27 protein-coding genes and 1 tRNA gene are annotated in these 25,578 nt (G+C 69.0%); 13 read left to right on the top strand and 15 right to left on the bottom strand.

Annotated elements, in window-relative coordinates; genetic code table 11:
* Nucleotides 1-152 precede the first annotated feature (152 nt).
* The 8 genes from Mth01_RS18910 to Mth01_RS18875 are packed head-to-tail and all read left to right on the top strand — an operon-like array spanning nt 153 to nt 8,884.
* Entirely contained in the window at nt 153-1,463 is a 1,311-nt protein-coding gene (locus tag Mth01_RS18910) for an ABC transporter substrate-binding protein (protein WP_204017218.1), read from the top strand.
* Nucleotides 1,463-2,239: an ABC transporter ATP-binding protein gene (locus tag Mth01_RS18905; protein WP_204017217.1), complete on the top strand. Its 777-nt coding sequence runs from the start codon at nt 1,463-1,465 to the stop codon at nt 2,237-2,239. Before Mth01_RS18910 ends, Mth01_RS18905 begins: the two co-directional genes overlap by 1 nt.
* On the top strand, nt 2,236-2,976 hold the full coding sequence (locus tag Mth01_RS18900; RefSeq protein WP_204017216.1) for an ABC transporter ATP-binding protein: 741 nt from the start codon (nt 2,236-2,238) through the stop codon (nt 2,974-2,976). Before Mth01_RS18905 ends, Mth01_RS18900 begins: the two co-directional genes overlap by 4 nt.
* Before the next feature lies 1 nt (nt 2,977).
* Nucleotides 2,978-3,844, top strand: coding sequence for a branched-chain amino acid ABC transporter permease (locus Mth01_RS18895; protein ID WP_204017215.1), 867 nt, complete (start codon nt 2,978-2,980; stop codon nt 3,842-3,844).
* Nucleotides 3,841-4,866 carry a branched-chain amino acid ABC transporter permease gene (locus Mth01_RS18890; RefSeq protein ID WP_204017214.1) on the top strand — a complete coding sequence of 342 codons (1,026 nt, stop codon included), beginning with the start codon at nt 3,841-3,843 and terminating at the stop codon, nt 4,864-4,866. The genes Mth01_RS18895 and Mth01_RS18890 overlap by 4 nt, the downstream gene beginning before the upstream one ends.
* Nucleotides 4,863-6,254, top strand: coding sequence for an amidase (locus Mth01_RS18885; protein WP_204017213.1), 1,392 nt, complete (start codon nt 4,863-4,865; stop codon nt 6,252-6,254). Before Mth01_RS18890 ends, Mth01_RS18885 begins: the two co-directional genes overlap by 4 nt.
* Nucleotides 6,251-7,396 (top strand): NAD(P)-dependent alcohol dehydrogenase, encoded by a 1,146-nt coding sequence (locus Mth01_RS18880; protein ID WP_239089805.1) that lies wholly within the window; start codon nt 6,251-6,253, stop codon nt 7,394-7,396. The genes Mth01_RS18885 and Mth01_RS18880 overlap by 4 nt, the downstream gene beginning before the upstream one ends.
* A 24-nt stretch (nt 7,397-7,420) precedes the next feature.
* Complete coding sequence (locus tag Mth01_RS18875; protein ID WP_204017212.1) at nt 7,421-8,884, top strand: benzaldehyde dehydrogenase; 1,464 nt, start codon at nt 7,421-7,423, stop codon at nt 8,882-8,884.
* Between the two features lie 283 nt (nt 8,885-9,167).
* Here the strand turns inward: Mth01_RS18875 and Mth01_RS18870 are convergent, their stop codons facing one another.
* The 7 genes from Mth01_RS18870 to mgtE form a co-directional block, all read right to left on the bottom strand.
* Nucleotides 9,168-9,806 carry a VOC family protein gene (locus tag Mth01_RS18870; RefSeq protein ID WP_204017211.1) on the bottom strand — a complete coding sequence of 213 codons (639 nt, stop codon included), beginning with the start codon at nt 9,804-9,806 and terminating at the stop codon, nt 9,168-9,170.
* A gap of 10 nt (nt 9,807-9,816) precedes the next feature.
* A complete protein-coding gene (locus Mth01_RS18865) occupies nt 9,817-10,587 on the bottom strand; it encodes an ABC transporter ATP-binding protein (RefSeq protein ID WP_204017210.1) in 771 nt (256 codons plus the stop codon).
* The gene (locus Mth01_RS18860; protein WP_204017209.1) at nt 10,574-11,542 is read right to left on the bottom strand and encodes an ABC transporter ATP-binding protein; all 969 of its coding nucleotides are present in this window, start codon (nt 11,540-11,542) and stop codon (nt 10,574-10,576) included. The genes Mth01_RS18865 and Mth01_RS18860 overlap by 14 nt, the downstream gene beginning before the upstream one ends.
* Nucleotides 11,539-12,384, bottom strand: coding sequence for an ABC transporter permease (locus Mth01_RS18855; protein WP_204017208.1), 846 nt, complete (start codon nt 12,382-12,384; stop codon nt 11,539-11,541). Before Mth01_RS18855 ends, Mth01_RS18860 begins: the two co-directional genes overlap by 4 nt.
* A complete protein-coding gene (locus Mth01_RS18850) occupies nt 12,384-13,367 on the bottom strand; it encodes an ABC transporter permease (protein ID WP_204017207.1) in 984 nt (327 codons plus the stop codon). The genes Mth01_RS18855 and Mth01_RS18850 overlap by 1 nt, the downstream gene beginning before the upstream one ends.
* Before the next feature lie 34 nt (nt 13,368-13,401).
* Nucleotides 13,402-14,880 carry an ABC transporter substrate-binding protein gene (locus tag Mth01_RS18845; protein WP_239089803.1) on the bottom strand — a complete coding sequence of 493 codons (1,479 nt, stop codon included), beginning with the start codon at nt 14,878-14,880 and terminating at the stop codon, nt 13,402-13,404.
* 241 nt (nt 14,881-15,121) lie between these two features.
* Nucleotides 15,122-16,462, bottom strand: coding sequence for a magnesium transporter (mgtE, locus tag Mth01_RS18840; protein WP_204017205.1), 1,341 nt, complete (start codon nt 16,460-16,462; stop codon nt 15,122-15,124).
* Nucleotides 16,463-16,848: 386 nt separating this feature from the next.
* On the opposite strand from mgtE, the gene Mth01_RS18835 reads away from it, so the two are divergent.
* Nucleotides 16,849-17,697 carry a class I SAM-dependent methyltransferase gene (locus Mth01_RS18835; RefSeq protein ID WP_239089802.1) on the top strand — a complete coding sequence of 283 codons (849 nt, stop codon included), beginning with the start codon at nt 16,849-16,851 and terminating at the stop codon, nt 17,695-17,697.
* Nucleotides 17,698-17,707: 10 nt separating this feature from the next.
* Here Mth01_RS18835 and Mth01_RS18830 read toward each other — a convergent pair whose 3' ends face one another.
* The 3 genes from Mth01_RS18830 to Mth01_RS18820 form a co-directional block, all read right to left on the bottom strand.
* Entirely contained in the window at nt 17,708-18,568 is an 861-nt protein-coding gene (locus Mth01_RS18830; protein ID WP_239089801.1) for a DUF72 domain-containing protein, read from the bottom strand.
* Nucleotides 18,569-18,646: 78 nt separating this feature from the next.
* Entirely contained in the window at nt 18,647-19,141 is a 495-nt protein-coding gene (locus Mth01_RS18825; RefSeq protein ID WP_204017203.1) for a hypothetical protein, read from the bottom strand.
* A gap of 61 nt (nt 19,142-19,202) precedes the next feature.
* Entirely contained in the window at nt 19,203-19,766 is a 564-nt protein-coding gene (locus Mth01_RS18820) for a TetR/AcrR family transcriptional regulator (RefSeq protein ID WP_204017202.1), read from the bottom strand.
* Between the two features lie 75 nt (nt 19,767-19,841).
* Here Mth01_RS18820 and Mth01_RS18815 point away from each other — a divergent pair, with 75 nt between their 5' ends.
* The 4 genes from Mth01_RS18815 to Mth01_RS18800 all read left to right on the top strand — a co-directional run bounded on the left by Mth01_RS18815 (nt 19,842) and on the right by Mth01_RS18800 (nt 22,768).
* The gene (locus Mth01_RS18815; protein WP_204017201.1) at nt 19,842-20,339 is read left to right on the top strand and encodes an FBP domain-containing protein; all 498 of its coding nucleotides are present in this window, start codon (nt 19,842-19,844) and stop codon (nt 20,337-20,339) included.
* Between the two features lie 76 nt (nt 20,340-20,415).
* Nucleotides 20,416-21,204 carry a phosphatase PAP2 family protein gene (locus tag Mth01_RS18810; RefSeq protein ID WP_204017200.1) on the top strand — a complete coding sequence of 263 codons (789 nt, stop codon included), beginning with the start codon at nt 20,416-20,418 and terminating at the stop codon, nt 21,202-21,204.
* A 65-nt stretch (nt 21,205-21,269) separates the two neighbouring features.
* Nucleotides 21,270-22,154, top strand: coding sequence for an SMP-30/gluconolactonase/LRE family protein (locus tag Mth01_RS18805; protein ID WP_204017199.1), 885 nt, complete (start codon nt 21,270-21,272; stop codon nt 22,152-22,154).
* A gap of 5 nt (nt 22,155-22,159) precedes the next feature.
* Entirely contained in the window at nt 22,160-22,768 is a 609-nt protein-coding gene (locus Mth01_RS18800) for a GNAT family N-acetyltransferase (protein WP_239089800.1), read from the top strand.
* A gap of 109 nt (nt 22,769-22,877) precedes the next feature.
* On the opposite strand, the gene Mth01_RS18795 is transcribed toward Mth01_RS18800, so the two are convergent.
* From Mth01_RS18795 to Mth01_RS18775, 5 genes are all read right to left on the bottom strand, one after another.
* Nucleotides 22,878-23,495 carry a GNAT family N-acetyltransferase gene (locus Mth01_RS18795; protein WP_204017198.1) on the bottom strand — a complete coding sequence of 206 codons (618 nt, stop codon included), beginning with the start codon at nt 23,493-23,495 and terminating at the stop codon, nt 22,878-22,880.
* A gap of 506 nt (nt 23,496-24,001) precedes the next feature.
* Nucleotides 24,002-24,322: a helix-turn-helix domain-containing protein gene (locus Mth01_RS18790; protein ID WP_204017197.1), complete on the bottom strand. Its 321-nt coding sequence runs from the start codon at nt 24,320-24,322 to the stop codon at nt 24,002-24,004.
* A complete protein-coding gene (locus Mth01_RS18785; RefSeq protein ID WP_204017196.1) occupies nt 24,319-24,696 on the bottom strand; it encodes a type II toxin-antitoxin system RelE/ParE family toxin in 378 nt (125 codons plus the stop codon). The genes Mth01_RS18790 and Mth01_RS18785 overlap by 4 nt, the downstream gene beginning before the upstream one ends.
* A 137-nt stretch (nt 24,697-24,833) precedes the next feature.
* A tRNA-Ser gene (locus Mth01_RS18780) sits at nt 24,834-24,896 on the bottom strand.
* Between the two features lie 109 nt (nt 24,897-25,005).
* On the bottom strand, nt 25,006-25,521 hold the full coding sequence (locus Mth01_RS18775) for a hypothetical protein (RefSeq protein ID WP_204017195.1): 516 nt from the start codon (nt 25,519-25,521) through the stop codon (nt 25,006-25,008).
* Nucleotides 25,522-25,578 lie beyond the last annotated feature (57 nt).

Genomic DNA, 25,578 nt, shown 5'->3' with positions numbered 1-25,578 from the left:
CGACATCTCCTGACATTCAACGGACCGGCGTCCCTCCCGGTCACGAGCCGGTCGAGCGATCTCGGACGACTCACCTGATCCCCTGAAGAACAACTCCCGGTGTTCCATGCGGCGCCCCCGCGCGCGGACACCGTTTACGCAAGGAGCCTGGCGTGAGCGACGCTTCCATGGGCGGCGGGATGGACCGCCGTTCCTTCCTCAGCGCGGTCGGCCTCGGCGCCGCCGCCCTCGGCGGAACTTCCCTGCTGAGCGCCTGCGGCGGGCTGAAGGGCACCGGCAGTTCGTCCTCGGACGTACTAAAGATCGGCTACGTCAGTCCCCAGACGGGTCCGCTGGCCGGCTTCGCCACCGCCGACAACTTCGTGGTCAAGCAGATCCAGGAGGCGATGCGGGGCGGCTTCACCGCCGGCGGCAAGAAGCGCACCATCGAGATCATCGTCAAGGACACGCAGTCCAACCCGAACCGCGCCACCGAGGTCACCCGGCAGCTCATCAACAGCGACAAGGTCGACCTGATCGTCGGTTCCTCCACACCCGACACCACCAACCCCGTCGCCGACCAGTGCGAGGCCAACGGGATCCCCAACGTCACCACGATCGCCCCCTGGGAGGCGTGGTTCCACGGCCGGAACGGCAAGCCGGGTGAGGGTTTCAAGTACACGACGCTGTTCTTCTTCGGCATGCAGGAGTTCGCCGACTGCTTCTTCCCGATGTGGGAGCGCATGGACGTCTCCAACAAGAACGTCGCGGCGCTGTGGCCCAACGACACCGACGCCAACGCGTTCCGCCAGGGGCTCGGCCCGATGATGGAGAAGGCCGGCTACTCCCCGATCGACGGCGGCGCCTACCAGAACGGCGCGACCGACTTCAGCGCCCAGATCGCGAAGTTCAAGGAGTCGGGTGCCGAGCTGTTCACCTGCACCCCGATCCCCCCGGACTTCCAGACCTTCTGGAAGCAGGCGCAGCAGCAGGGCTTCAAGCCGAAGCTGGCCACGGTCGCGAAGGTCATGCTGTTCCCGTCGGAGGCCGAGGCGCTCGGCGCGCTGACCGACAACATCGCCACCGACTTCTGGTGGAGCCCGGCACACCCGTACAAGTCGATCCTGGACGGCAAGAGCGCCCAGCAGCTCGCCGACGACTTCGCCGCCGAGACGGGCAAGCAGTGGACCCAGGCCCTGGGCTCGGTCTACTCGCTGTTCGAGATCGCGATCCAGGCGTTCAAGGAGGCCGGTGACCCCAAGGACCGTGACGAGGTCGCGGCCAAGCTGCGCGGCATGAAGCTCAGCTGCATGAGCGGCGACCTGGACTTCACGGCGGGTCCCGAGCCGGGCATCGCGATCCAGCATCCGGTCGGCGGTCAGTGGCGCAAGGGGGAGAAGTTCCCCTGGGACGTCGTGATCGTGGACAACACGCCGAACAAGGCCGTGCCGGTCGGCGGCGACCTGCGGCCCACCAACGGCTGATGACAGAACAAGCGCTGCTGCACCTCGACGGGATCACCAAAAGGTTCGGCAGGGTGACGGTCGCCAAGGATCTGACGCTGTCGGTCCGGCCGGGTGAGGCGCTCGGGATCGTGGGTCCGAACGGCGCCGGCAAGTCCAGCCTGTTCGCGATGATCTCCGGTGATCTGCGCCCGGACAGCGGTGCGGTGTGGTTCCAGGGGCGGAAGGTCACCGACGTCCCGCCCCACGCCCGGACCCGTGCCGGCATCGGCCGCACCTACCAGGTGCCCCGGCCCTTCGAGCACCTGACCGTGTTCGAGAACGTGCTGGTCTGCGCGCACCAGGGCGCCGCGCTGAAGGGCAGGCAGGCCTGGACGCATGCGATGGAGGTGCTCGAGCGTACGGGCCTGGCCGAGCTGGCCAACACCCCCGCCGGGCGGCTCGCGCTGCTCCAGCGCAAGCGCCTCGAGGTGGCGCGGGCCCTGGGCACGGGCCCCCGGCTGCTGCTGCTCGACGAGGTCGCCGGCGGCCTGACCGAGCCGGAGGTGCTCGAGCTCGTCGAGGTCGTGAAGCAGCTGCACGCCGAGGGTCTCGGCATCGTCTGGATCGAGCATGTCGTGCACGCGCTGGTCGAGGCCGTCGGCCGGATGGTCTGCCTGGCCGGCGGCGACGTGATCGCGGACGGCGAGCCGATGGGGGTGCTCGCCGACCCGAAGGTGCGTGAGCTCTACCTGGGCGGCGGCCCGGAGACCGGCCTGGCCGACGAGGAGGACCGGACCGACGAGGAGGGCGCATGACGCTGCTGTCGATCAGCGACCTGACCGTGCACCACGGGCAGCTGCGCGCGGTGGACGGCCTCAGCCTCGACCTCGAGAAGGGCGAGGTGCTCGCGATCATCGGCGCCAACGGCGCGGGCAAGTCCACGCTGCTGCGCGCCCTGGCCGGGCTCAACCCGCCGACCTCGGGCTCCGTTCACCTCGGCGGCCGCGACATCACCCGGCTCCCGGCGTACAAGCGGGTGTCGGAGGGGATCGCCCTCGTGCCGGAGGGACGGCGGCTGTTCCACTCCCTCACGGTCGAGGAGAACCTGCTCACCGGCGCCTACCGCAAACGCCCCGGCCCCTGGACGCTCACCCGCGTCTACGAGCTGTTCCCGTGGATGTCCGACCGGCGCAGGCAGAACGCCTCGCAGCTGTCGGGCGGCGAGCAACAGTCGGTGGCGATCGGCAGGGCGCTGCTGGCCAACCCCGACCTGCTGCTCATCGACGAGCTGTCGCTGGGCCTCGCGCCGGTGATCGTACGCCGCATCTACGAGGTCCTCCCCGGCATCGTCGGCGCCGGCACCACCGCGCTGATCGTCGAGCAGGACGTCTCCCAGGCGATGCGGGTGGCCGACCGCGTGCACTGCCTGCTGGAGGGACGGTCCGTACTCGAAGGGCGGCCGCGGGACCTGACCGCCGAGCAGGTCGAGCACGCGTACTTCGGCATCGGACAGGCGCTCCCCGCCGGGAGCGCCCGAGAGGGACACGACTGACATGGGCTGGCTCAACGCCGTCATCCAAGGACTGCTGCTCGGCGGCCTCTACGCGCTGTTCGCGACCGGGCTCTCGCTGATGTTCGGCGTCATGCGGATCGTCAACCTGGCGCACGGCGACCTCGCCGTGGTGGCCTCGTTCCTGGCGCTGGCCCTGGTCAGCGGGACCGGGCTGCCACTGTGGATCGTGCTGGTGGTGACCGTGCCGCTGTTCGCGGTGCTCGGCTACCTGACCCAGCGGGTGCTGCTGCAGCGCAGCCTGTCGTCCGGGCCGCTGGCGACCCTGCTGGTCACGTTCGGCCTGTCCATCGTGCTGCAGAACGTGCTGCTCGAGGTCTTCTCGGCCGACACCCGGACCATCGACGGGGGATCGTTCGGCACCGGCTCGTTCGAGCTCAACGGCTCGATCTCGATCGGCTACCTGTCGCTGGCGACGTTCCTGCTGGCCTGTGCCGTACTGGCCGCCATCCAGCTGTTCCTGTCCCGCACGGGCCTGGGCCGGATGCTGCGCGCGTCCTCCGACGACCGCGAGACCGCGAACCTCGTGGGCGCCGACAGCCGGCACGTGTACGGCATCGCGACCGCCATCGCGTTCGCGACCGTGGCGCTGGCCGGCCTGATGTTCGCGATGCGCTCGTCGTTCGACCCGGCCACCGGCCCCTCCCGGCTGATCTTCGCCTTCGAGGCGGTCGTCATCGGCGGGCTCGGGTCGCTGTGGGGGACGCTGCTCGGCGGCATGGTCCTCGGCGTCACCCAGTCGCTGGGCGCGCAGATCGACCCCGCGCTGACCCTGCTCGCCGGCCACCTCGTCTTCCTCGCCGTGCTGGCCTTCCGGCCGCAGGGCCTGATCGCAGGACGGACCGCATGACGATCTCCCAGATGGTGACCTCCCGCGCGGCCGCCGCGCTGGACGTGAGCCGCGCCGCCCGGTCGTCGAAGCTGTCGGCCGTCGTCATGCTCGCCGCGGTCGCGGTCCTCGCGGCGCTGCCGTTCGTGGCGTTCAGCAACGTCACCGACACGCTGGTCAACCTGTTCGTGCTGATCGCGCTGGCGAGCATGTGGAACCTGCTGGCCGGCTTCGGCGGCCTGGTCTCGGTCGGGCAGCAGGCCTACATCGGGATCGGCGCCTACAGCGTGATCGCCTTCGCCGACCAGGGCGTGCAGCCGTACCTGGCGGTCCCGCTCGCGGCCGTCACCTGCGTGATCTTCGCGGTGCCCACCTCGTGGCTCGCGTTCCGGCTGCGCGGCGACTACTTCGCCGTCGGGACCTGGGTGATCGCCGAGGTCTACCGGCTCCTGGTCGTACGGATCGACAGCGTCGGCGGCGGCAGCGGCAAGGGCCTGGCCGGCATGTCCGACCTCGACCAGACCCTGCGCGGCGCGCTCACCTACTGGGTCGCGCTCGCGCTGGCGCTGGCCACGATCGCCGCGTGCTACCTGCTGCTGCGCGGCCGGCTCGGCCTGTCGCTCATGGCGGTTCGCGACGAGGAGACCGCGGCGAGCTCGGTCGGGATCGACGTACGGCGGGCCAAGCGCGTGGTCTACCTCGTCTCGGCCGCCGGATGCGGCGCCGCGGGCGGAGTGATAACCGTGAGCTCGCTCAGCGTCAACCCCGATGCCATCTTCAGCGTGCAGTGGTCCGCTTACATGATCTTCATCGTGGTGATCGGCGGCATCGGCTACATCGAGGGTCCGCTGCTCGGCGCGGTGATCTTCTTCGGGCTGCAGCAACTGCTGGCCGACTACGGCTCGTGGTATCTCGTGCTCCTCGGCGCCATCGGCATGGCGGCCGCGCTCTGGCTGCCGCGCGGACTGTGGGGCCTGATGCGCGACCGGACCGGGCTGAGCCTGTTCCCCGTCGGCTACTTCGTGCGGGGGCGAGACGCATGATCACCACATCTGTCGACACCGCCACGGCCGCCACGGCCGCCATCGCCGACGGCGAGATCTCCCCCGTTGAGCTGGTCGAGCGGATGCTGGCCAGGATCGAGGCCACCGAGCCGCACCTGAACGCCTACGCCACGGTGACCGCCGACGAGGCCCGCGCCCGGGCGGTCGCACTGACTGGCGACGTACGGCACGGCCCACTGCACGGCATCCCCGTCGGGATCAAGGATCTGATCGACACGGCGGGCGTGCGCACGAGCTACGGATCGCCCCGGTTCGCCGACCACATACCCACGCGGGACGCGACCGCGGTGAGCAGGCTGCGGGAGGCCGGGGTCGTGGTCCTAGGCAAGCACACCACGCACGAACTGGCGTGGGGTGGGCGCACGGACAGCGCGTTCTTCGGTCCCACCCACAACCCCTATCGCCGCGGCCACATCCCCGGCGGCTCCTCCGGCGGCTCGGCGGCCTCCGTCGTCGCCGGGAGCTGCCTCGGCGCGCTCGGCTCGGACACGGCCGGCAGCGTCCGCATTCCGGCCGCGCTCAGCGGCTGCGTCGGGTTCAAGCCGACCCGCGGCCGGATCCCGCTCGACGGCGTGCTGCCGCTGGCGCCGTCACTCGACCACCTCGGCGTGCTGGCCCGCACCGTGGACGACGCGGCGCTGCTGATATCCGGACTGGCCGCACCTGTGCCTGCCGCCGTACCACCGCGGGCGCTCCGGGTGGGCTGGCTGGGCGGCTGGTACGACGCGGTGCTCGCTCCCGAGGTGCGCGAGGCGATGGCGGCCACCCGGGCGCTGCTCGAAGACAGCGGCGTGCACGTCGAGGACGTCGTCGTCCCCGACGAGCCGCTGCTGCCCGAGGCCGTGCTCGCCAGGATCGTCGCCGAGGCCGGCGCCTTCCACCGGGAGGCATTCGAACGGGACTCCGCCCGGTTCGGGCCGGACCTCGCCGAGCTGATGCGGATGGCTCCGCTCGATGCCGAACAGGTCGAGCGGAACGAGGCGGCGATCCGGCGGCGGACGGCCGCGCTGCACCGTGCTCTCGAGTCACACGGGGCGCTTGCGTCGTACGACGTGCTGGCCAGTGCCACCATGCCGGTGACCGCGCCCCAGATCGGGGCGATGATCCTCGACGTCGACGGTCAGGAGTGGCCCGTCGAGCTGGTGCTGACCCGGCTCACGTCGACGTACAACGCGGCCGGACTGCCCGCGATCTCCGTGCCCGTGGCACTCGCCGACGGTCTGCCGGTGGGATTGCAGCTCGCCGGGGCCGCCATGCGGGACGACGTCGTGCTCGACGCGGCCCGCCTCGTCGAACGCCTGTGCCCGCCGCTGCCCCGACCGGCCATCCCCGCACCCGCCGGCCTCGATGCAGGAGGAACCCGATGAAGGTGACCGCCGCGGTCGTCGACGAGCTCGGCGGCCCGTTCCGTGTCGAGGAACTCGAACTCGACGAGCCAGGGCCCGGCGAAGCCCTGGTGAAGATCGTCGCCTCGGGGATCTGCCACACCGACGAGATCACCCGGCATGGGGACCTGCCCATGCCGTTCCCCTGCGTGCTCGGCCACGAGGGCGCAGGCGTGGTCGAGGCCGTCGGCGACGGCGTCACCGCCGTACGGCCCGGCGACCATGTCGTCATCGGCTGGCCGTCGTGTGGCGCCTGTCGCAACTGCCGGGACGGCGAGCCGCGATATTGCGCACGCCTCGGCGAGGCGCTCTGCGGCGGCGGACGGCTGCTCGGCCCGCGTGCCGGCGAACCCGCGCTGCGCCGGCCCGGCGGGACACCGGTGCACAGCCACTTCTTCGGCCAGTCCTCGTTCTCGACGTACGCACTGACCTGGGCGGACGCCCTGGTCGTCGTACCGCGGGACGCGCCACTGGAGCTGCTCGGCCCGCTCGCCTGCGGCATCTCCACGGGGGCCGGCGCCGTGCTGAACACGCTGAAGCCGCGGCTCGGCTCGAGCCTCGTGGTGTACGGCGTGGGCGCGGTCGGCCTGGCCGCCGTGATGGCCGCCCGGCTCTCCCCCGCCACGAAGATCATCGCGGTGGACCGGCATCCGTCCCGTCTCGCCCTGGCCGAGGAGTTCGGCGCCACCCACACCATCGACGTCTCCGAATCGGTTTCCGGCGTGGGGTCCGGTGGCGGGGTCGATCCGGTGGCGGAGGTGCACCGGATCTGCGGCGGCCCGGCCGATTACGCGCTGGAGTGCACCGGCGTCATCTCCGTCGTACGGCAGGCCGCCGACAGCGTCGGCATGCTCGGGACCTGCGTGCTCATCGGCGGAGCTCCGGCGGGAGCCGAGTTCGGCCTCGACCACCTGACCACGCTGTGGGGCAAGCGGATCATCGGCACGCTCGGCGGCAGCGGCCGTAGCGAGCCGCTCATCGGCACCCTCGTCGAGCTGCACCGGCAGGGACGGTTCCCGTTCGACCGGCTGGTGCGGTTCTACGACCTGGCCGACATCGGCCGGGCGCTCGACGACAGCCACCGCGGCGACGTGCTCAAACCCGTGCTGCGCATGAACCACTGAGGACAACAGGAAAGGACGCCCGCTGTGGGACTTCTCGACGGTGCCGACTGGCAGGGGAACATCTTCAAGAACGGCGAGTGGACCGCCGCTCGTGGCGGCGACTACGCGGTCATCGAGCCGGCCACCGGAAGCGAACTCGGCCGGATGGGGCGAGCGACCTCCGAGGACGTCGCCGAAGCCGCGGTCACCGCCGTCAAGGCCCAGAAGGAATGGGCGGCGATGCCGCACACCGAGCGGGCGGCCGTGCTCCGCCGGGCCGGAGACCTGTGGCAGCGGCACGCCGAGGAGATCAGCGGCTGGAACATCCGCGAGGTCGGCGCGGTCCCCGGAATGGCCGGGTTCGCGCTGCACGTCGCCGCCGAGGAATGCTACGAGGCGGCCTCGCTGCCCAGCCGGGCCGTCGGCGAGATCCTCCCGTCGGGGGAGCCCCGACTGTCCCTGGCGCGGCGGATGCCGGCGGGCGTGGTCGGGGTGATCGCGCCGTTCAACGTGCCGATCATCCTCGGCATCCGGTCGGTCGCCCCGGCGCTCGCGCTCGGCAACGCGGTCATCCTCAAGCCCGACCCCCGCACCGCCGTCACCGGCGGCACGCTGATGGCCCGCGTGTTCGAGGAGGCCGGCCTGCCCCCGGGTGTGCTGCAGATGCTGCCCGGCGGCGCCGACGTCGGCGAGGCCCTGATCACCGACCCGAACATCCGGGTCATCTCGTTCACCGGCTCGACGGCCGTGGGCCGCCGGATCGGCGAGCTCGCGGGCAAGCACCTCAAGCGCGCACACCTCGAGCTGGGCGGCAACTCCGCGCTGCTCGTGCTCGACGACGCGGACGTCGACGCCGCGGTCAACCTGGCCGCGTGGGGGTCGTTCTTCCACCAGGGCCAGATCTGCATGACCACCGGCCGTCATCTGGTCGCCGACCGCCTGTACGACGACTTCGTGGCGCGGCTCGCCGAGAAGGCGGGCAAGCTCACGGTCGGCGATCCGGCGACCGGCGAGGTCTCGCTGGGTCCGGTCATCGACGCGGGACAGCGCGACAAGATCCACGGCATGGTCACGGCCAGCGCCGACCAGGGCGCGAGGATCGCCGCCGGCGGGTCGTACGAGAACCTCTTCTACCGGCCCACGGTGCTGGCGGACATTCCCCTCACCGCGCCCGCCTTCGCCGAGGAGGTGTTCGGTCCCGTCGCGCCGGTCACCCGGGTGTCGTCGGTGGCGGAGGCCGTGGAACTGGCCGGGGCCAGTGAGTACGGCCTATCTCTCGGCGTCGTGACCCGCGACGTCATGCACGGGCTCGCCGTCGCCGAGCAGATCCCCACCGGGATCGTGCACATCAACGACCAGACCGTGAACGACGAGGCCAACGCCCCCTTCGGCGGCGTACGGGCCTCCGGCACCGGGTCCCGCTTCGGCGGCGCGGCCGCCAACATCGAGGCCTTCACCGAGACCCGCTGGATCACCATGCGCGGCGAGCCCGCACAGTACCCCTTCTGACCTGCCCCGTTCTCACCAGCCTGCCGTCCGTCCGGCCAGATCTCGGTCTGGCCGGGCCACGGCGTGGACACGCGCGTCGTAGAGCCGCTACCTGTCGCCTGCCCAGTGAGCTCCTCGGTGACCTCATGCTCGCGCGGGGCCAGGCAGCTGTTCGTCGGCCGCGGTCAGCACGTCCTGCTCCGCTGCCGACTCCTTCTCCGCCCGGGACAAACCGCGCCGCGCCGCCGTCTTCTTCTGCTCCTGCGGGAGTGCATGGTCGGGAATCAGGACGGCGTAGGGCGAGCTATGCGGCGGCCTCCCAGGCGAACCCGTCCAGGTCGGTGAAGGCGTCGGCGGTGCCGCCGAGGACGATGCGGTGCGATCCCGTGCCGTCGGCGGGGACGCCGAGGTCCTTGGCCAGGGCGCGGCGCTTGTACAGCGCCAACTTGACGGCGCTGGATGCGCCGGGGGCGAACTCGACGTACTTGCCGCCGAAGCTCTTGGCCACGGTCAGGCCTCGGCTGACGTAGAACTGCTTGGTGGCCTTCACGCCCTCGACACCGAGCAGCAGGACGACCTCGTCGATCTCGCGGGTGGCGGGGCCGGTGTCCTTCTTCGCCGAGGTCGCGATCTTCCAGATCGTCCCGTCCGGGGCCTGGACGACGCCGCCGTAACCCCACAGCGACTTCGCAGCGGGCCTCAGCACCGTGGCTCCGGCATCGACGGCGGCGCCGACGAACCCGTCGACAGTGGCCGGCCCGGACACCGTGAGAGCCAGGGTGAAGCCGCGGAATCCGGTGGAGTGGGCCTCGGATGCCTGCAGGCGTATGTACGTGTCCACGCCGAAGGCGCTGTAGAAGAGGCGGGCGGCCACGACGTCGGCCACCTCAAGGGTGACGGACGCGAGGGACGTGTGGGCTGCGGTGGAAGTGGTGGTTGCCATGACCATCACGCTAGGGGCTGCGTGGCGGCCGGGCTTCTCGATTCCTGACCGGCCTCGCCACTTGCTTCGTCACGCACGCGGGCATCCCCTCAACCATGATCGCCGGATCCGGCAGATGATGAACGGCATCCGGTCGGCACCAACGCTCGAGGAGATCGATGTCGTGGGTCACGGCCAGCACGCCCGCGCCGGTCTCCTGTCGATAGCTCTCCAGGCGTGCGACGAGGTGGGCCTGCGTGGAGGCGTCGAGCATGGTCGTCATCTCGTCGCAGATCACGTAGCGCGGCCGCAACGCCAGCGCGCGCGCCACACAGGCGCGCTGCAGCTGTCCGTCGGACACCTCGTGCGGCCGGCGGGTGAGCAGGTCCGCGGTGAGCCCCATCTCGTCGGCGAGCCGTTCGGCGTCGGCGACCGCCTGCGCGAGCGGCCGGCCCGCGGCACGCAACGGTTCGACGATGACGTCGAGCAGGGTGAAACGGGGGTCGACGGCGAGCCTGGGCTGCTGGAAGATCAACCCGACCCGGGTGCGAAGGCCGGCGCGGTGACGCCAGCGGCGGACTTCCGTCCCGTCGATGGTGAGGCGGCCGGCCGCCGGGCGCAGGAGCATCGCGAGGACTCTGGTGAGCGTGGATTTGCCGCACCCGCTGGGCCCGGAGAGCCCGGTCACGATCCCCGGGCGCACGGTCATCGATGCTCCGTCCAGCACGCGGCGACGATCGTAGACGACGGTGACACCTTCAGCGGACAGCCCTTCAGTGGACGGCCCTTCAGCGGACGGCATGGTGCTCCAGGGGGTGATGGCAGGCGACCTCGTTGAGTTCGGGAATCCGTTCGCAGGCCGCGGTCGCCCGGTCGCAGCGTGGCCGGAACGCACATCCGTCAGGGAGCAGGGTGAGCTCGGGCGGATGGCCGGGGATGGCCGTGAAACGACGTGAGGGCAGCGCGTCCAGCAGTCCGGCGGCGTACGGATGGCGAGGCCGGGTGAAGAATTCGTCGGCGGAGGTGAGCGAGACGATCCGGCCGGCGTACATCACGGCGACCCGGTCGGCGACCTGCTCGGTGGCGCGCAGGTCATGGGTGATGAGCAGGACGGCCCGGCCCTCGTCGGTCAGCCGCCGCAGTTCGGACATGGTGGTCTCGACGAGGGGCCGGTCGAGGCCGGTGGTTGGCTCGTCCGCGACGATCAGCCAGGGATCCCCGGCCAGCGCCAGGGCGTTCGCCACCCGTTGCGCCATCCCGCCGGAGAGCTGATGGGGATAGAGGTCGAGGTCGGCCGGCCGGAGCCCGACCCTCCGGGCCAGGTCGGCCAGATCGTCCGACCCGGCCGGGTTGCCGAGCTCTCGAAGGGTCTCGGCGAGCTGGGCGCGAGCCGTACGGACCGGGGTGAGGTGCGTGGCCGGGCTCTGCGGGACGAGGCCGATCATTCGGCCGCGCACCCGGCGGGCCAGGACGTCTTCCGGTGCCCCGACCAGGTCCACGGGCTCGGCCCCGCCGGTCTCCAGCCGGACAGCCCCGGTGACCTCGGCGTTGGCGGGCAGCAGCCCGAGAAGGGCATGTGCCATCACCGACTTCCCGCAGCCGGACTCCCCCACCAGGGCCAGGCACTCGCCCTGCCGCACCTCGAAACGCGCGTCGGTCACCGCACGGACCACAGCCCCGGGGATCTGGAAGCGGACGGACAGGCCGTCGACGCGCAGCCGAGAGACGGCTTCAGGACTTGTGGAGGTGTGGCTCACAGCTGAAGCTCCGATCGCTCGCGTGGGCTGGTCCGGTCCCGCCAGTGCTGCGTCAGGGCCGAGATGGCCAGGGTGGGCAGGAGGATGAACAGCCCCGGAACGAGCGAGGCCCACCAGTTGCCCGCGAGAAGCGACCTGGATCCATCATTGATCATGTTCCCGAGCGACGCGAGGTGGGGAGGCAGTCCGAGGCCGAGGAAGCTGAGCGCGGTTTCGTGCCAGATCGCGTGCGGCATCATGAGCACCGCCGCGAGCGCGACCTGGGGTGACAGATGCGGAAGGAAGTGGCGGCGTACGATCCGCAGCCTGCCCGATCCGCCGGAGATCGCCGCGTCCACGAACGGGCGGGAGCGCAGGGCGAGCACCTCCGAACGGATGATCCGAGCGGTGGTGGTCCAGTGCGTGAGTGCCACCGAGACGATGACGGCGCCCACGCTGGGGGTGAGCATCGCGACGATGAAAATGCCGAGCAGCAGATGGGGGATGGAGTTGAGGCCGTCGACGACACGCATGATGATCCGGTCGGCGATCCCGCCGAGCGCTCCGGAGACGAGCCCCACCAGAGTTCCGATGGTGACCGACACCAGCGCCGCCACGAGCCCTACGAGCAGGGAGACACGCAGGCCGTACACCGCGCGCAGCAGTACGTCCCGGCCCATCTCGTCGGTGCCGAACGGATGCGCGGGCCGCGGGGACAGCGAGGTCGCGGTCAGATCGACCAGGTGCTGATCGAGTCGGGCGACGAACGGCACCACGAGCACGGCCAGGCCGAACACGATGAGCGTGCCCGCCGCCAGGCGTGCCGACCGGCCGCGTTTCCGTCCCGGTGCTGTCTGGAACATCAGCTCACCCCCAGGACGCGGACACGCGGATCCGCGATCACGTACGCCGCGTCGGCGAGCAGGTTTCCGACGACCACCGCGAGCGTGGCGAGCAGGGTGAGCGCCGCGAGCAGCGGGAAGTCGGCGGCGAGAGCGGCCCGCACCGACGTGCCGGCCACTCCGGGCCAGGAGAAGATCGTCTCGACGAGGATCGCCCCGGTGACCAGTTCCGGGATCCGCGCGCCGAGCAGGGTGATGAACGGCAGCAGCGCCGACCGGAGCGCATGCCGGAACAGGATCGTCCGCTCGCGCAGGCCGCGGGCGCGAGCGCCGGTGACGAAATCCTCCCGCAGCGTGCTGATGAGCGACTCGCGGACGAACAGCAGCAGCCAGGAGGACTGGGAGAAGGCCAGCACCGCCACCGGAAGGATCATGTGGCGCAGCACGTCCGTCGGTCGCACCGTCGTCGCGGCGGCGTCGGTGAGCCCGCCGGAGGGCAGCCAGCGCAGCTGCACCGCGAAGATCCAGATCGCGATGAGCCCGGTCCAGAAGACCGGGGCGGCCTCGTTGGCGTAGGCCGTTCCGGTGATGAAGCGGTCAAGCCACGAGTTCCGCCGCCAGGCGGCCAGCGCCCCGACGGCCAGGCTGATGACCAGCATGACCACCATGGCGCCGGCGACGACGAGCAGCGACCAGCCCAGCCGGTCGCCGATCACGTCGACGACCGGCCGGTGCAGGCTCCGCGACTCGCCGAGATCACCCCGGAGCAGGCTCCCGAGCCAGTCGAGGTACTGCTCGATGACCGGCCGGTCCAGGCCCCAGTTCTCCCTGATCCGGGCGGCGATCTCGGGACTCGTCGTCTGTGCCCGGTCTCCCAGATACTGGCGGATCGGGTCGAACGGCGATGCCGTGGCCAGGGCGAACATGCCCGCGGTGACGGCGAGCAGCAGCGGGACGGTGAACGCCACCCGCCAGATCACCATCCGTGCCAGTGCCCTGCTCATGCCGGGTGCTCGGTGTCGCGGCGCGTTCCGGAGGTCATGCGGCGGGCTTCCAGTCGGCGAGGTTTCTGAACAGCCCGCCGGTGGCGTGCTCGTGTGACTCGACGGCGGGAGTGATCCCCGTCCACTCACCGCGTACGACATAGACATGCTGGAGATGGACGAGGTAGACCCAGGGCTCGTCCTCTCTGATCCGCCGCTGGAACGCGTCGTACGCCTGCTTGCGGATCGTGGGGTCGGCCGTGCGCCGCCCCTTCTCCAGCAGCGCGTCGACCTCGGAGTCCCGGTAACGGGCGGGGTTGAAGAACCCCTGGCCGGCGAAGTCGGAGTGGAACAACTCGAAGTTGGTGTGATCGGGGTCGAACGGGTTCCCGTACGCCATGAGCAGGGCGTCCTTGGCCATTCGTGGCCCGATCGCGTCCCAGTCCAGCCCGGCCGGCTCGATGTCGACACCGATGCGCCTGGCGTCGGAGGCGACCGCCAGGGCGAGCTCCTTGCGGAGCGAATCACCCGCCGGATACATGAGGGTGAACCTCGCCGCGGTGCCGTCCTTGACCCGTACGCCGTCCGGGCCGGGCATCCACCCCGCCTGCTCCAGGGCCCGTACGGCCTGCGCCTGATCGGCGGTGGGAGATCCCTGTACGGACGGGTCGTACCAGGAGGTGCCGGGCGCGATCGGCCCGAAAGCGGCGCTGCCGGCCCCGGCGAGGATCGTCTTCGCCATGGCCGACCGGTCCACCGCCAGGCTGATCGCCTTCCGGATCGCCTTGTCGCGGGTGACGGGAGCCTCCATCGGGAACATCACGCTGCGGTAGTCGGCGCTCGGCACCCGGTAGACGGTCAGGCCGGCCGTCTTCTCGAAGCGTGCCGCGGCCTTGGGCGCCAGCTCCGTGGCGTCGAAATCGCCGGCCGCCATCCGGGTGGCCCGGATGTTGTCATCGGACGCGTAGGCCAAGATCAACTTCTTGATGGCGGGGGCGCCGTTCCAGTGGGACGGATCGGCCTCCAGCACGATCTTGTCGCCGGGGGTCCAGGACACGAAGCGGTACGGGCCGGTGCCGACCGGCCTGGCGTTGAAATCCGGCCGGTCCAGGCTCTGCTTGGGCACGATGCCCAACGTGGCGCGCTGGATGAAGGGCGCGTAGGGATACCTGAGGTGGAACACCACGGTTTCCGGGTCCGGCGCCTCGACGGACTCGATCGCCGCGTAGTCGCTTCGCAGGCTCGAGTCGTTCTTCTCATCCAGCACCGCCTGATAGGTGTAGGCGACGTCGGCGCTGGTCAACGGAGTGCCGTCGTGGAAGCGGACATCGGTGCGCAGCTTGAAGGTGACGGTGGTGCCCGCACCGTCCGTCTTCGGCAGTTCGACCGCCAGAGCGGGCTTGAGTTCCAGGTCGGCGGTACGGGTGACCAGCCCGTCGAAGAGGAGCGATCCTCCGTCCGGGGCGTAGCCGAGCACCGGGTTGAGGTTGTCGGGCTCTCCACTCAGCCCGAGGACGAAGGTGTCCCGGGCCACGGCCTGCCCAGCCTGAGTGTTTCCCCCGGTCTCCTGGGGGGACGACGGCGTTGAGCAGGCAACAGAAACCCCCAGAAGGGCAGTTGACGCAACAAGCGTGGCAAATCTGACCAAGACGGACTTCATGCGCCGAAAGTAGAACGCTTCCAATCTTATTGCAAATTAGTTGCAACTGCAATGCTCTACTGGCAGTGTCGGGGACGTTTCGGGAGACATCCGGGGCTTCCCTCGGCAGTCCGGGTCACAGTCCGAGAACGAGTGTGGCGACGGTGAAATACACGAGCAGACCGGTGGCATCGCAGAACGTGGAGATGAAGGGGGTGGAGAAGACGGCCGGATCCACCCGGCACGCCTTGGCGACCAGCGGCATGACCCCCCCGACGGTCGCGGCCAGCGGGCATACCGTCAGCAGCGTCACCGCGATGACGGCGCCGAGTTGCGTGCCGTAGAACGGTGACGCGACCAACAGCCCGAGCAGGCCGAGATGACCGCCGAGGAGCAACCCGGCCCGTGCCTCCTTGGAGGCCACCCTGACGACGTCCCTCACCCGGATGTCACCCATGGCGAGAGCGCGGGTCACGGTGGTGGCCGCCTGCGATCCGGTGTTTCCGCCGATCCCGGTGAGCAGGGGGATGAACAGCGCGAGAGCGACTCGCTGTTCGAGTGTGGCCTCGAACATCTCCAGCACGTTGACGGTGAGGGTCGCCGAGACGGCGAGCACGAGCAGCCAGACGATCCGAGACCTGGTGATGCTGCGCACAGAGGTGAGCAGATAGGGCCGGCGCAGCGGCTCGGAGGCACCCGCGCGTGCCTGGTCTTCCACGGCCGCTGCCTGGCTGATCCTCGCGGCGTCGTCAATGGTCAGCAGCCCGACGAGCCGGTTCTCGTCATCGGTGATCGGCATGGCCAGGATGCCGTGGTCGAGGCACCTACGTGCCACCTCCTCGACATCCTCGGTGGCGCGGGCGCCGACCGCCGGAGACATCAGTTCCGCGACCTCCCGATCGCCTTCGGCGGCGAGTAGTTCCCGGAGACTGACCACACCGAGCAGGTCCCGGTCACGGCTGATCACCGGAATGGTGTAGATCGTCTCCGACACCGAGGCCAGGCCCGTGGCTCTGGTGATCACGGTCGCGGCGGTCTCGGCAGGCCGCGCATGCACGTACTCAGGGGACATGCGCCGCCCCACCGAGCCCTGTGGATAACCGAGCACGACCATGGCCGCCTGCAGGTCCTCGCCGTGCAGGGAGCGCAGCAACTCCTTGGCGACCCTTGCCGGCAGCTCGTCGAGCAGTCCGACCTGATCATCAGGGTCGAGCTCGGCGAATATGTCCGCGACGTGTCCGTGGCCGAGTTCGGCGACGAGGTCGGCCTGCGTCGCCGTCCGAAGCTGGTCGAACGCCGCGACGGCGGTCTGCTTGGGCAGCACCCGGAACGCCACGGCGGCCTCCCGGGGCGGGAGGTCTTCGAGCAGATCGACGATCTCGACGGGCGGCAGGTCCTTGAGTGTCTGGGCGAGACCCGCGAGGTCGCCGGCGCTCATACGGTCACGGATCTGGCGGGGTTCTTGGGTGATCGTCATACCGGTTCCCATCGCGACGAGCGAAAACCACGGTTCCGCGCATGCCTACGGCATGTGGGGAGCGGAAAAATCGCGCCTCGGTCGCCTGTTCCAGGGAAAGCGCGGCGCTTCAGCGTTCCATGGAGACGTTACGAGATCGACTCAGGGAGTCACTCACCGCAACCACCTCCACTCATGACGGCAGGCCCCCTACCCGGCCCTTCCGTGGAAGCACCTCGCCCAAGGCTACCGGGGCAATCGCGGCAAACAGAAAGGAGCTCCAGCTGCCCGGAGACGGCGGCGTACCACCAACGGGACCTCCCACGTGAAGTGGGCGAGACAGACACATACGGAATACCCAGGGCGGGAACGGTAGGCGTGGGATGCCGAACGGGGAGGGGACCGGCGTGAACGCTCCGGACGAGACGGCCGAGAGAGACCATGCCCTGAAGGCCGGACATCGCGCGATGTGGGCGCTCGGCGACTATCCCGCCCTGGCCCGCGAGATCATTCCGACGCTCGGCGCGACCCTCGTTCAGGCGTGCGGGATCAGCCCCGGTGCCCGGGTGCTCGACGTCGCCACCGGATCCGGCAACGCGGCCATCCCGGCCGCGCTGGCCGGAGGCGCCGTCGTCGCCTGCGACCTGACGCCGGAACTGCTCGAGGCCGGACGCGAGCAGGCCGTACGGCACGGCGTGAAGATCGACTGGCGGCCGGCCGACGCCGAGGCGCTGCCGTTCGCCGACGGCGAGTTCGACGTCGTCATGTCGTGCGTCGGCGTCATGTTCGCGCCGCATCACCGTGCCGCGGCCGACGAGCTGGTACGGGTATGCCGGCCGGGCGGCGTCATCGGGCTGCTGAGCTGGACCCCCGAGGGTTTCGTCGGGCAGATGTTCGCGGCGATGAAGCCGTACGTCGCCTCGCCTCCGCCGGGCGTGCGGCCGCCGCCGCTGTGGGGGGACGAGGAGCACGTCCGTTCCCTGCTGGGTGAACACGTCGAGGATCTCGCGATGCGCCGGCAGACGGTGCGCGTGGGCCTGTTCGACACACCGGAAGGCTTCCGCGACTACTTCAAGTCACACTATGGGCCGACGATCGCCGCATACCGGGGGATCGCCGACCAGCCGGAGCGCGTCGCCGCGCTGGATCGCGAACTCGCCGAGCTGGCCCGCCGACACGATCCGGCCGGCGGCGCCATGGACTGGGAGTACCTGTTGGTCACCGCCCACCGGTCGAAACACCCCACGGCCGGTTAGTCTCGACCGATCAGAAGAGGGTCAGCGGCTCTGTCGCTGCGGTCGGCATGGGCTCGGGCAGCGGCTCGAGCCCGGGCAGGGCGGCCCGTACGTCATCATGAAAACGACGGGCGAGCGTCAGTGCCTCGGCGTTGTCGGGGGTGTGGATGAAAACCGTCGGCGAGCGGCCCTCGCGCAGCCATTCTGCGACCGTGTCCACCCACTGCCGCCAGCCCTCGACCGTGCGTGCCGTGTCGTCCCGGCCGAGATAACGGACGATCGGACGGTCGGTGAGCGCCGACGACCGGCGCGGCACCCGTGGTTTCTTCGTCCACGCGTCTCGTTCGGCGTCGCTGGTCGGCGGGCTCTGGAAGAAGGCGACGGTGTCGAACGGAACCCACTCGGCCTCGGCCTCGGTCAGGACCTTTTCGAGGAGCCGTACGGATCGGGGGTCGTCGAAGAACGCGCGGTGCCGGACCTCGACGGCGAAGCCGTACGAGCGGGGAAGCCGGCGGAGAAAGCCGGCCAGGGCCCCGACATCGGTGGGGCCGAACGACCCCGGCAGCTGGATCCAGAGGGCGTGGATCCGCGGCCCGAGCGGCTCGATCGTGTCCAGGAACGAGCGGACCTCGTCGTCGACGCCGAGGAGGCGACGCTCATGCGTGATCGGCTTGGGCAGCTTGACCACGAAGCGGAAATCGGGGGCGGTCTGCCGCGCCCACGACTCCACCGTGTCCCTCGTCGGCGTCGCGTAGAACGTCGTGTTGCCCTCCACCGCGTTGCACCAGGTCGCGTACGCGCGCAGCCGCTCTCCCGGGGCGAGCGGGTGCGGTAGGAAGCGCCCCTGCCATCGGGCATGGGTCCACATCGCACATCCCACATGAAGCCGCATGGCCCAAGACGCTATCCGAGCGATGGGCACGAAGGTCGCGATCACTGTTACATCTGCGGGCTCACCCCGCCGTACGGATCAGCGACGCCCACCGTACAGAGACACGCGTTCGTCTTTGTCGTGGTCGATCTCCTCTGTCAGGAACAGGTCGCGTCGCCACGGCTTGTGGGCGATGTTGACGGTCCACTGCTCGTAGTACCACTCGATGCTGGAGCCGCTGAAGCGGAAGTTGGCCCGGTAACGGGCCTGCTCCCCCGGATGCAGAAGGAACATCCTGCCGGGGAAACGGTTGGTCGGGTACGCGACCCACATCGGCGTCCGCATCACTTCGACCGATGTTCCGGACAACTTGCACCGAAGCCCGTTGAGCTGTGCTGGAAAGGTGTGGCTGTCGACCACAGCGGTCGGCGCGTACCCGGTGTGTTCGTCGGCGAGGAGATCGTGGACGACGAGTGGCGCGTCGGGCATCGGCGGCAGCTCGAACGCCGAGGGAATGTCGCGCCGAAGCGCGGCCTCGGCGGCGCCACGCCCTCGTTTGGTCCACCGGACCACGATCCGCTGCACGATCACCATGCTGATCCCTCGGCTCTGCTCACCTCGGTCGGACATGTGATACCACGCGCCACGGCCGTCATCAGGCAGGAGGCCAGTTTCTGAGGACGGCGTCGAGGGCGTCCAGGGTTCTGGACCACGAGGCCTCCACCTCGCGGGGGTGACGGCGGAACCCGCCCACCCTTTCCAGGCTCACATATCCGTGGAACGTGCTGTGCAGCATCCGTACCGCATCCGTCTGGTCGGGCTCCGGCAGGTCGTATCCCCGCAGGAGTGCCCGCGTCATCTCCGAGTGCCGGATCCCCGCGCCGGTGTCCACCATCTCAAGCTCGACCTGCGTCGCGGCGTACCTGCCGGGATGCTCTTTCGCGTAGTCCCGGTAGGCGTTCGCGAATGCCACCAGCGCGTCCTTGCCGTCGCGCCCGGCCAGGGCGGCCGCCGCCCTGTCGGCGAGCTCCGCCAGCGCCAGCACCGCCACCCTGATTCTCAGGTCCTGTACGTCCTTGATGTGTGCGTAAAGGGCCGCGGGCTTGACGCCGAATCCGCGCGCGAGCGCCGAGACGGTCACGTTCTGAAAGCCGATCTCGTCGGCCAGGTCCGCCGCCGCCCGCGTCAGGCGTTCCGCGGTGATTCCCACCCGTGCCATGTGCCGTCCTTCTCGCGTACTTACAAGCTTTAATTAGTTGCCTAATGCTATTAGGGACGACTAGCGTCCCTACTCGTGAGACCAATCACCGAGCGCGACATCCGCGCGTCCTTCGTCAACTGTTCCAAGGGAGAGGCCAAGCGTCTCGACGTCCCCAAAGATCTCGCAGACCTTCCGTGGGAAGACCTCGACTTCCTGGGATGGCGGGATCCGGGAGCGCCCGAACGCGCCTACCTGGTCGCCGAACGCGAGAGCGTCCTCGTCGGAATCGCGCTGCGAGCGACCTCCGGCGCGTCGCGCGGCTTCACCTCTCGCAGCATGTGCTCGCTGTGCCTGACCACGCACACCAGCGGCGGGGTGGCACTGATGACCGCGCGCCGAACCGGCGAGGCCGGCCGCCAGGGCAACTCGGTCGGGCAATACCTGTGCACCGATCTGGCCTGCTCCCTTTACACGCGGGGGAAGAAGAAGGCCGCGGGAGGCGCGGCCATCGACGAGTCCCTCACCCCGGAGGAGAAGGTCGCCCGCACGCAGGCCAACCTGCACTCCTTCCTGGACAACGTGATCGGGTGAGCGGCTGGACGGGCCGATGAAGGAACTCAGGAAGCGGCGGCTACGCAGCGCCCGATCGGGCCCGCTTCTCAGAAGCGTGCGTGGGCGCCCCGCGGTGCTCGTCGAAGTGATTGTTCTGCTGCTCGGGTTTCTGCTCTTCACGCACTTCCACGCCCTCGCCGGCAAGGACACCGCGTCTGCCACCGCCAACGCCCTTGCCCTGCAGTCCGTGGAACGCGCCCTCCACGTGGACATCGAGCAGATGGCGAACGAGTGGCTCACCGAACATCCGGCCCTGATCCAACCGGCGGTGTACTACTACCGCCTGTACTACGTCGTGCTCGTCGGTGTGCTGATCTGGGTTTTCGTCCGGCACGCCGAGATCTACATCAAGGTCCGCCGCGCCCTTCTCGCGATGCTCGTCCTCGTTCTGCCGGTCTTCTGGGCGCTGCCCATGTCACCCCCGCGGTTCGCCCTTCCGGGTGTCGTCGACATCGTCGCTGAACACGACATCCTGGGGAGCCATGCCGCACAAGGGACCGGGAAGGGCCAGAATCTCTACTCGGCCATGCCCAGCCTGCACGTGGGATGGTCAGCGTGGTGCGCGTACGCCGCATGGTCCGCGCTCCGGGCCTCTCACCCGCGATTGGCGCTGTTGCCGTGGGGGTTCCCGCTCGTCATGGCGGCGAATGTGCTCGTCACGGGGAACCACTACGTGTTCGACATTATCGGGAGCGCCGTGTTGCTCGCCGTCTCCATCGCCTCCGCATCGGTATGGGGCCGCCTCGCCGAACGCCGGCGCAGTGCGACCCGGCTTCGAGATGCTGATCCCTCCCCGCGAAGGGCAGGGTCCCGAGGAGGCCGACGGGACCGTCACGCTTCCTGACGGCGCTCGATCGCAACGACAGGAGGCCCCGGCATAATGCGAATATCACCGAAGGAGATTCAGCTATGGAGCGATTTCGGGCCGAGTTCGAGGTGCTCGACAAGCGTTTCGGTTACGACGGCGGCGACGAGTACGTGGAGGTGCTCCACAGCGGCGGCCGCAAGACCGAAGGGCCCGTCTACTTCCCCGCGGGGCGCTACCTGGTCTGGAGCGACATCCCCAACGACCGACTGCTGCGCTGGGACGAGACCACCGGCGCCGTCGGCATCTTCCGCACCCCGTCAGGCAACGCCAACGGCAACACCATCGACCTCGAGGGCCGGCTGATCACCTGCGAGCAGGGCGCCAGACGGGTCACCAGGACCGAGCACGACGGCACCGTCACCGTCCTCGCCGACCGCTACCAGGGCAAGCGCCTCAACAGCCCCAACGACGTGGTGGTCCGCTCGGACGGCACTATCTGGTTCACCGACCCGCGCTACGGCATCACCGGCTACTACGAGGGCAGCCCGGCCGAGAGCGAGATCGGCGGCGACCACGTCTACCGCCTCGACCCCGCCTCCGGCGAACTGTCGATCGTGGCCGACGACTTCATCCGGCCGAACGGCCTGGCCTTCTCGCCGGACGAGTCGCTGCTGTACGTCGTGGACACGCGCAAGCGGCACCTGCGAGTGTTCGAGGTGACCTCGGCAGGGACTCTGGCGGGCGGCACGGTCTTCGCCGAGGCATGGTTCGACGGGATCCGCCTCGACTGCTACGGCCGGGTGTGGGCGGCGGCCATGGAGGGTCTCCACTGCTACGACCCCGACGGCACCCTGATCGCCCGCCTCCGCCTCCCCGAGTCCGCCTCGAACCTCACCTTCGGCGGCCCCAAGCGCAACAACCTGTTCATCACGGGCTCGGGCGGCGACCTGTACTCGATCCGGGTGACCTTCGCCGGGGCCAGGTGAACCCCGTGCTCCCCGACTCCCTCTCCATCCAGGGCGGCGCCTCCGTCACCACCGCCCGCCAGGGGCGCGTCAGGCGCGAAGAGATCCCGCGCCTGACGGCAATCCGGACGGAACGGCTGCTGCTGCGGCGCTGGAGGGACGGCGACAGGGAGCCTTTCGCCACGCTCAACGCCGGCCCCGCCGTAATGGAACACTTCCCCGCCCCGCTCACGCGCGAGGAGAGCGACGCACTGGCGGACCACATTGAGTCGGGGTTCGAACAGCGCGGGTTCGGCCTGTGGGCGGTGGAGGCGGACGGGCAGTTCATAGGGTTCACCGGACTGTCGGTGCCCCGCTTCACGCCCTGCGTGGAGATCGGCTGGCGGCTCGCCCGTTCCACCTGGGGGCACGGCTACGCCACTGAGGCGGCCCTGGCCGTCTTGGCGGACGGGTTCGGCCGGGTGGGGCTGACGGAGATCGTCTCGTTCACGGCCGTGCCCAACCTGCGGTCGCAGGCCGTCATGCGCCGGATCGGCATGACACGTGACCCGGAGGAGGACTTCGACCACCCCGCCCTCCCGAAGGGCAGCCCGCTGCGGCGTCACGTGCTCTACCGCATCCGCGTTCCGCGCTGAACGCTCACATGGAGGCCGAACGGCCGGCGGCCAACGGCAAGAAGGAGAACAGTGCTGAGATCCAATGGCCCGTTAATGGCCCGGCGATCGGTCTCGTCCGCCTACGGTCTCAACGGTTGGGCAGTGTTGGATGCGGGGCGCTGGGAACGATGCCGATCATGTCGTTGGTGATGGCCCATCGTTCGTGACCTCGCCAGGCGCCGTCAATGAACAGCAGATCCGGTGAGTAACCCTCGTAGCGGAAGCCGTGACGTTGGACCAGTTTGATGGACGCCTGGTTATCGGGCCGGATCTGCGCTTCCAGCCGGTGCAACCGTAGCTCCTCAAACGCATGACGCAGCACCAGGCCAAGACCCTCTGACATGTACCCGTGACCAGCGTAGGGCGCGAAGGCCGCGTAGCCCAGCGAGCCACCTTGAAAGCGTCCGCGAATGATGCTGTTGATGTTGACGTTGCCCGCGATGGCATCCGTGTCGCGCAGACAGACCAGCAAGCCTTCAGCGGATTGTCCCTCATCGAATCGGCCGAGGAACGTCTGGAACGCCTCCGGCGTCGCGGGCAGGGACATCCTCGGCTGGTACAGGTCGACGCTGGCATGGACCCGTTCGAGGAACTCATCTTGATCGAGACTGGTGATCCGGCGCAAGGTAACGCGTGGGGAGCGCCCCAGGTCTTTCGCTGGTCCTGCTGTTTGCACGGTTTCCTTGATCCTACTGTTCTCAATCATGGACGAGACGCTATCGCGTGATCGCGACCGTGCTACGGCGGCGAGACAGAGAGCACCGCCGCAAAGCTGCGTGAGCTCCAACTTGCCGGGTAGGAGCACAAACCGAAGAGAGATGCCAACGATCCGAGCGCCGCTTTCCTTGATCAGGACGGCGGCGTTTTGGCTGGTGGAGCTAGGGGATTCGAACCCCTGACTTCCTGCTTGCAAATCGGCCTGATCACCAGGGCCAACGGCCCCGACCTGGGCAAGGAGCCGCCCGCGAGTGACCGTGTCGGACCGCCGCCGACCTCCCCTAATGGCCCGGCGGTCGGTCTCGTCCGCCTACGGCCGACACCACTGCGAGGCTCGCTTCCAGCAGCAGATCAATCGATCATGTATTCGTAAACGGGACGAGTTGACCTGACAAGACATCGGCTACGGCATCCGGTACTCCCTGTCGAACGGGCTGAAGTGCCATCCGTACTGCGTCGAACCCGAGGTCCCTCCTGCCTGCTGCGCTCAACGCGTCAGCTGACCTTCAATTGCTCATCGCCGAAATCGGCAACGAGTTTGAGCGTGCCACCGAGCGCGGCAACGTAACGATCCAGGACCTCGCGAGTGGACACATCGCCGTTCTCGATCTGTGACACGCGAGCCACGGATATGCCCATCCGCTCGGCGACCTGAGTCTGCGTAAGCCCACGACGCTTCCGCATCTCCGCGAGCCGCCACCCCTGTGCCTCCTGACGCAGGTAGTGAACCTCGTCTTCGAACGCCTCTACGCCACCGGCGGTTTCAATCGCGCGCTCCAAGTGACCGCTCTCGCGCCACTTGCGATAGCTGCTCACTGGCCCATCTCCTTGTACCGCTCTGTCAGATAGATCTCATACAGGTGTTCGGCTCGTGGAATCGCCTGCCGATACCAGCGTTCCCAGTTGCCCGCCTTGTCTCCCGCGACCAGCAAGATCGCCGCTCGCCAGGGGTCGAAGACGAACAAGATACGGATCTCGCTACGACCGGTCGAACCGGGCCGCAACTCCTTCATGTTAGGAATCTTGGATCCGGTTACGGTGTCCACCAGTGGCCTGCCTTCGGCGGGACCGTTACGTTCCAGAATCAAGATCGCCTGATTGACCAGCTTGTGCGAGTCACGATCGGTCTCGTAGAGCGAGTCAAGGAACTCTCCCACCTCATCGGTGAAGAAGATCTCCCACTCGTCCACTGCAACCCCCTCGTTGCCAACCGATCGAGCTCAAGAATATCCTAAACCTCACAGGGGCCGCCGAGAGGCCGATGCGCCACAACCATCACGAACGGATGCCGAGCAGGGCGGAGAGCCGGGACAAGCTTGACGTGGGGTGGAGCCTAGGGGATTCGAACCCCTGACTTCCTGCTTGCAAAGACGCATGCCGATCATGCTCCATCAGGTCTCACACAGCTCAACACACTGATCGCGTTACCGGTGACTCACTGCTGTTCCCCCTTGTTTCCCACCCCATCGGGCACGCAACGGGCACGGCTGGCAGGATCGTCACAAGGACATCCAGCAGTAGAGCTGCTGATCATGTTCTCTCGCTCGACGTGCCAGACCAACAAGATCCTTGGTGAGCGACAATATGTACCCGTCCTCATCAGCGGTGAAGTGGGAGAACTCCTCGATGGCTGCCCACTGCTCCGCCAGTACCGGCAGGCGGGCGTCGTCCACACCGGCGAGCATGTCACGAGCCTCCGCCGACAGTTCCATGATGCCGGGCCCTTCCAGGTACGGCGAGCCTTCGGGAAGGGCGTCCCACTCCTCGTCGCTTCGGGGCGCACTCTCCGGGGGTGGATACAGCCCCACCGTCTCTACCAACCCCAGGGAATAGTCGACGTGGCCGGCGAACGCGACGAGTTGCCCCAGGACCACTTCGGGGTCGATCCATTTGGTCACCACCACATCGAACTCCGGAATTCCACGCGAGCCATCGACGATCTCGCGGGAATGCTCAGGTTGGACAGTCGCCGAGGCCCGGTCCGCAGCGCGGTAGTACTCATAGAAGACACCCACGTAAGCGCTCCTGTCCGGGGCCCAGGGTGACATGACCGCCTTGTAGACACGCTAGGG

The organism is Sphaerimonospora thailandensis (assembly GCF_016863115.1).
GTDB classification, from domain to species: domain Bacteria; phylum Actinomycetota; class Actinomycetes; order Streptosporangiales; family Streptosporangiaceae; genus Sphaerimonospora; species Sphaerimonospora cavernae.
This window is presented reverse-complemented; position numbering and strand designations above follow the sequence as displayed.

Coding starts and splice junctions, on each gene's coding strand:
- Mth01_RS18850 (WP_204017207.1), bottom strand. CDS start 13,367: ATGAGCAGGGCACTGGCACGGATGGTGATCTGGCGGGTGGCGTTCACC.
- Mth01_RS18855 (WP_204017208.1), bottom strand. CDS start 12,384: ATGTTCCAGACAGCACCGGGACGGAAACGCGGCCGGTCGGCACGCCTG.
- Mth01_RS18865 (WP_204017210.1), bottom strand. CDS start 10,587: ATGCCGTCCGCTGAAGGGCCGTCCACTGAAGGGCTGTCCGCTGAAGGT.
- Mth01_RS18880 (WP_239089805.1), top strand. CDS start 6,251: ATGAAGGTGACCGCCGCGGTCGTCGACGAGCTCGGCGGCCCGTTCCGT.
- Mth01_RS18825 (WP_204017203.1), bottom strand. CDS start 19,141: ATGGTGATCGTGCAGCGGATCGTGGTCCGGTGGACCAAACGAGGGCGT.
- Mth01_RS18905 (WP_204017217.1), top strand. CDS start 1,463: ATGACAGAACAAGCGCTGCTGCACCTCGACGGGATCACCAAAAGGTTC.
- Mth01_RS18900 (WP_204017216.1), top strand. CDS start 2,236: ATGACGCTGCTGTCGATCAGCGACCTGACCGTGCACCACGGGCAGCTG.
- Mth01_RS18895 (WP_204017215.1), top strand. CDS start 2,978: ATGGGCTGGCTCAACGCCGTCATCCAAGGACTGCTGCTCGGCGGCCTC.
- Mth01_RS18885 (WP_204017213.1), top strand. CDS start 4,863: ATGATCACCACATCTGTCGACACCGCCACGGCCGCCACGGCCGCCATC.
- Mth01_RS18890 (WP_204017214.1), top strand. CDS start 3,841: ATGACGATCTCCCAGATGGTGACCTCCCGCGCGGCCGCCGCGCTGGAC.
- Mth01_RS18870 (WP_204017211.1), bottom strand. CDS start 9,806: ATGGCAACCACCACTTCCACCGCAGCCCACACGTCCCTCGCGTCCGTC.
- Mth01_RS18820 (WP_204017202.1), bottom strand. CDS start 19,766: ATGGCACGGGTGGGAATCACCGCGGAACGCCTGACGCGGGCGGCGGCG.
- Mth01_RS18830 (WP_239089801.1), bottom strand. CDS start 18,568: ATGCGGCTTCATGTGGGATGTGCGATGTGGACCCATGCCCGATGGCAG.
- Mth01_RS18795 (WP_204017198.1), bottom strand. CDS start 23,495: ATGATTGAGAACAGTAGGATCAAGGAAACCGTGCAAACAGCAGGACCA.
- Mth01_RS18805 (WP_204017199.1), top strand. CDS start 21,270: ATGGAGCGATTTCGGGCCGAGTTCGAGGTGCTCGACAAGCGTTTCGGT.
- mgtE (WP_204017205.1), bottom strand. CDS start 16,462: ATGACGATCACCCAAGAACCCCGCCAGATCCGTGACCGTATGAGCGCC.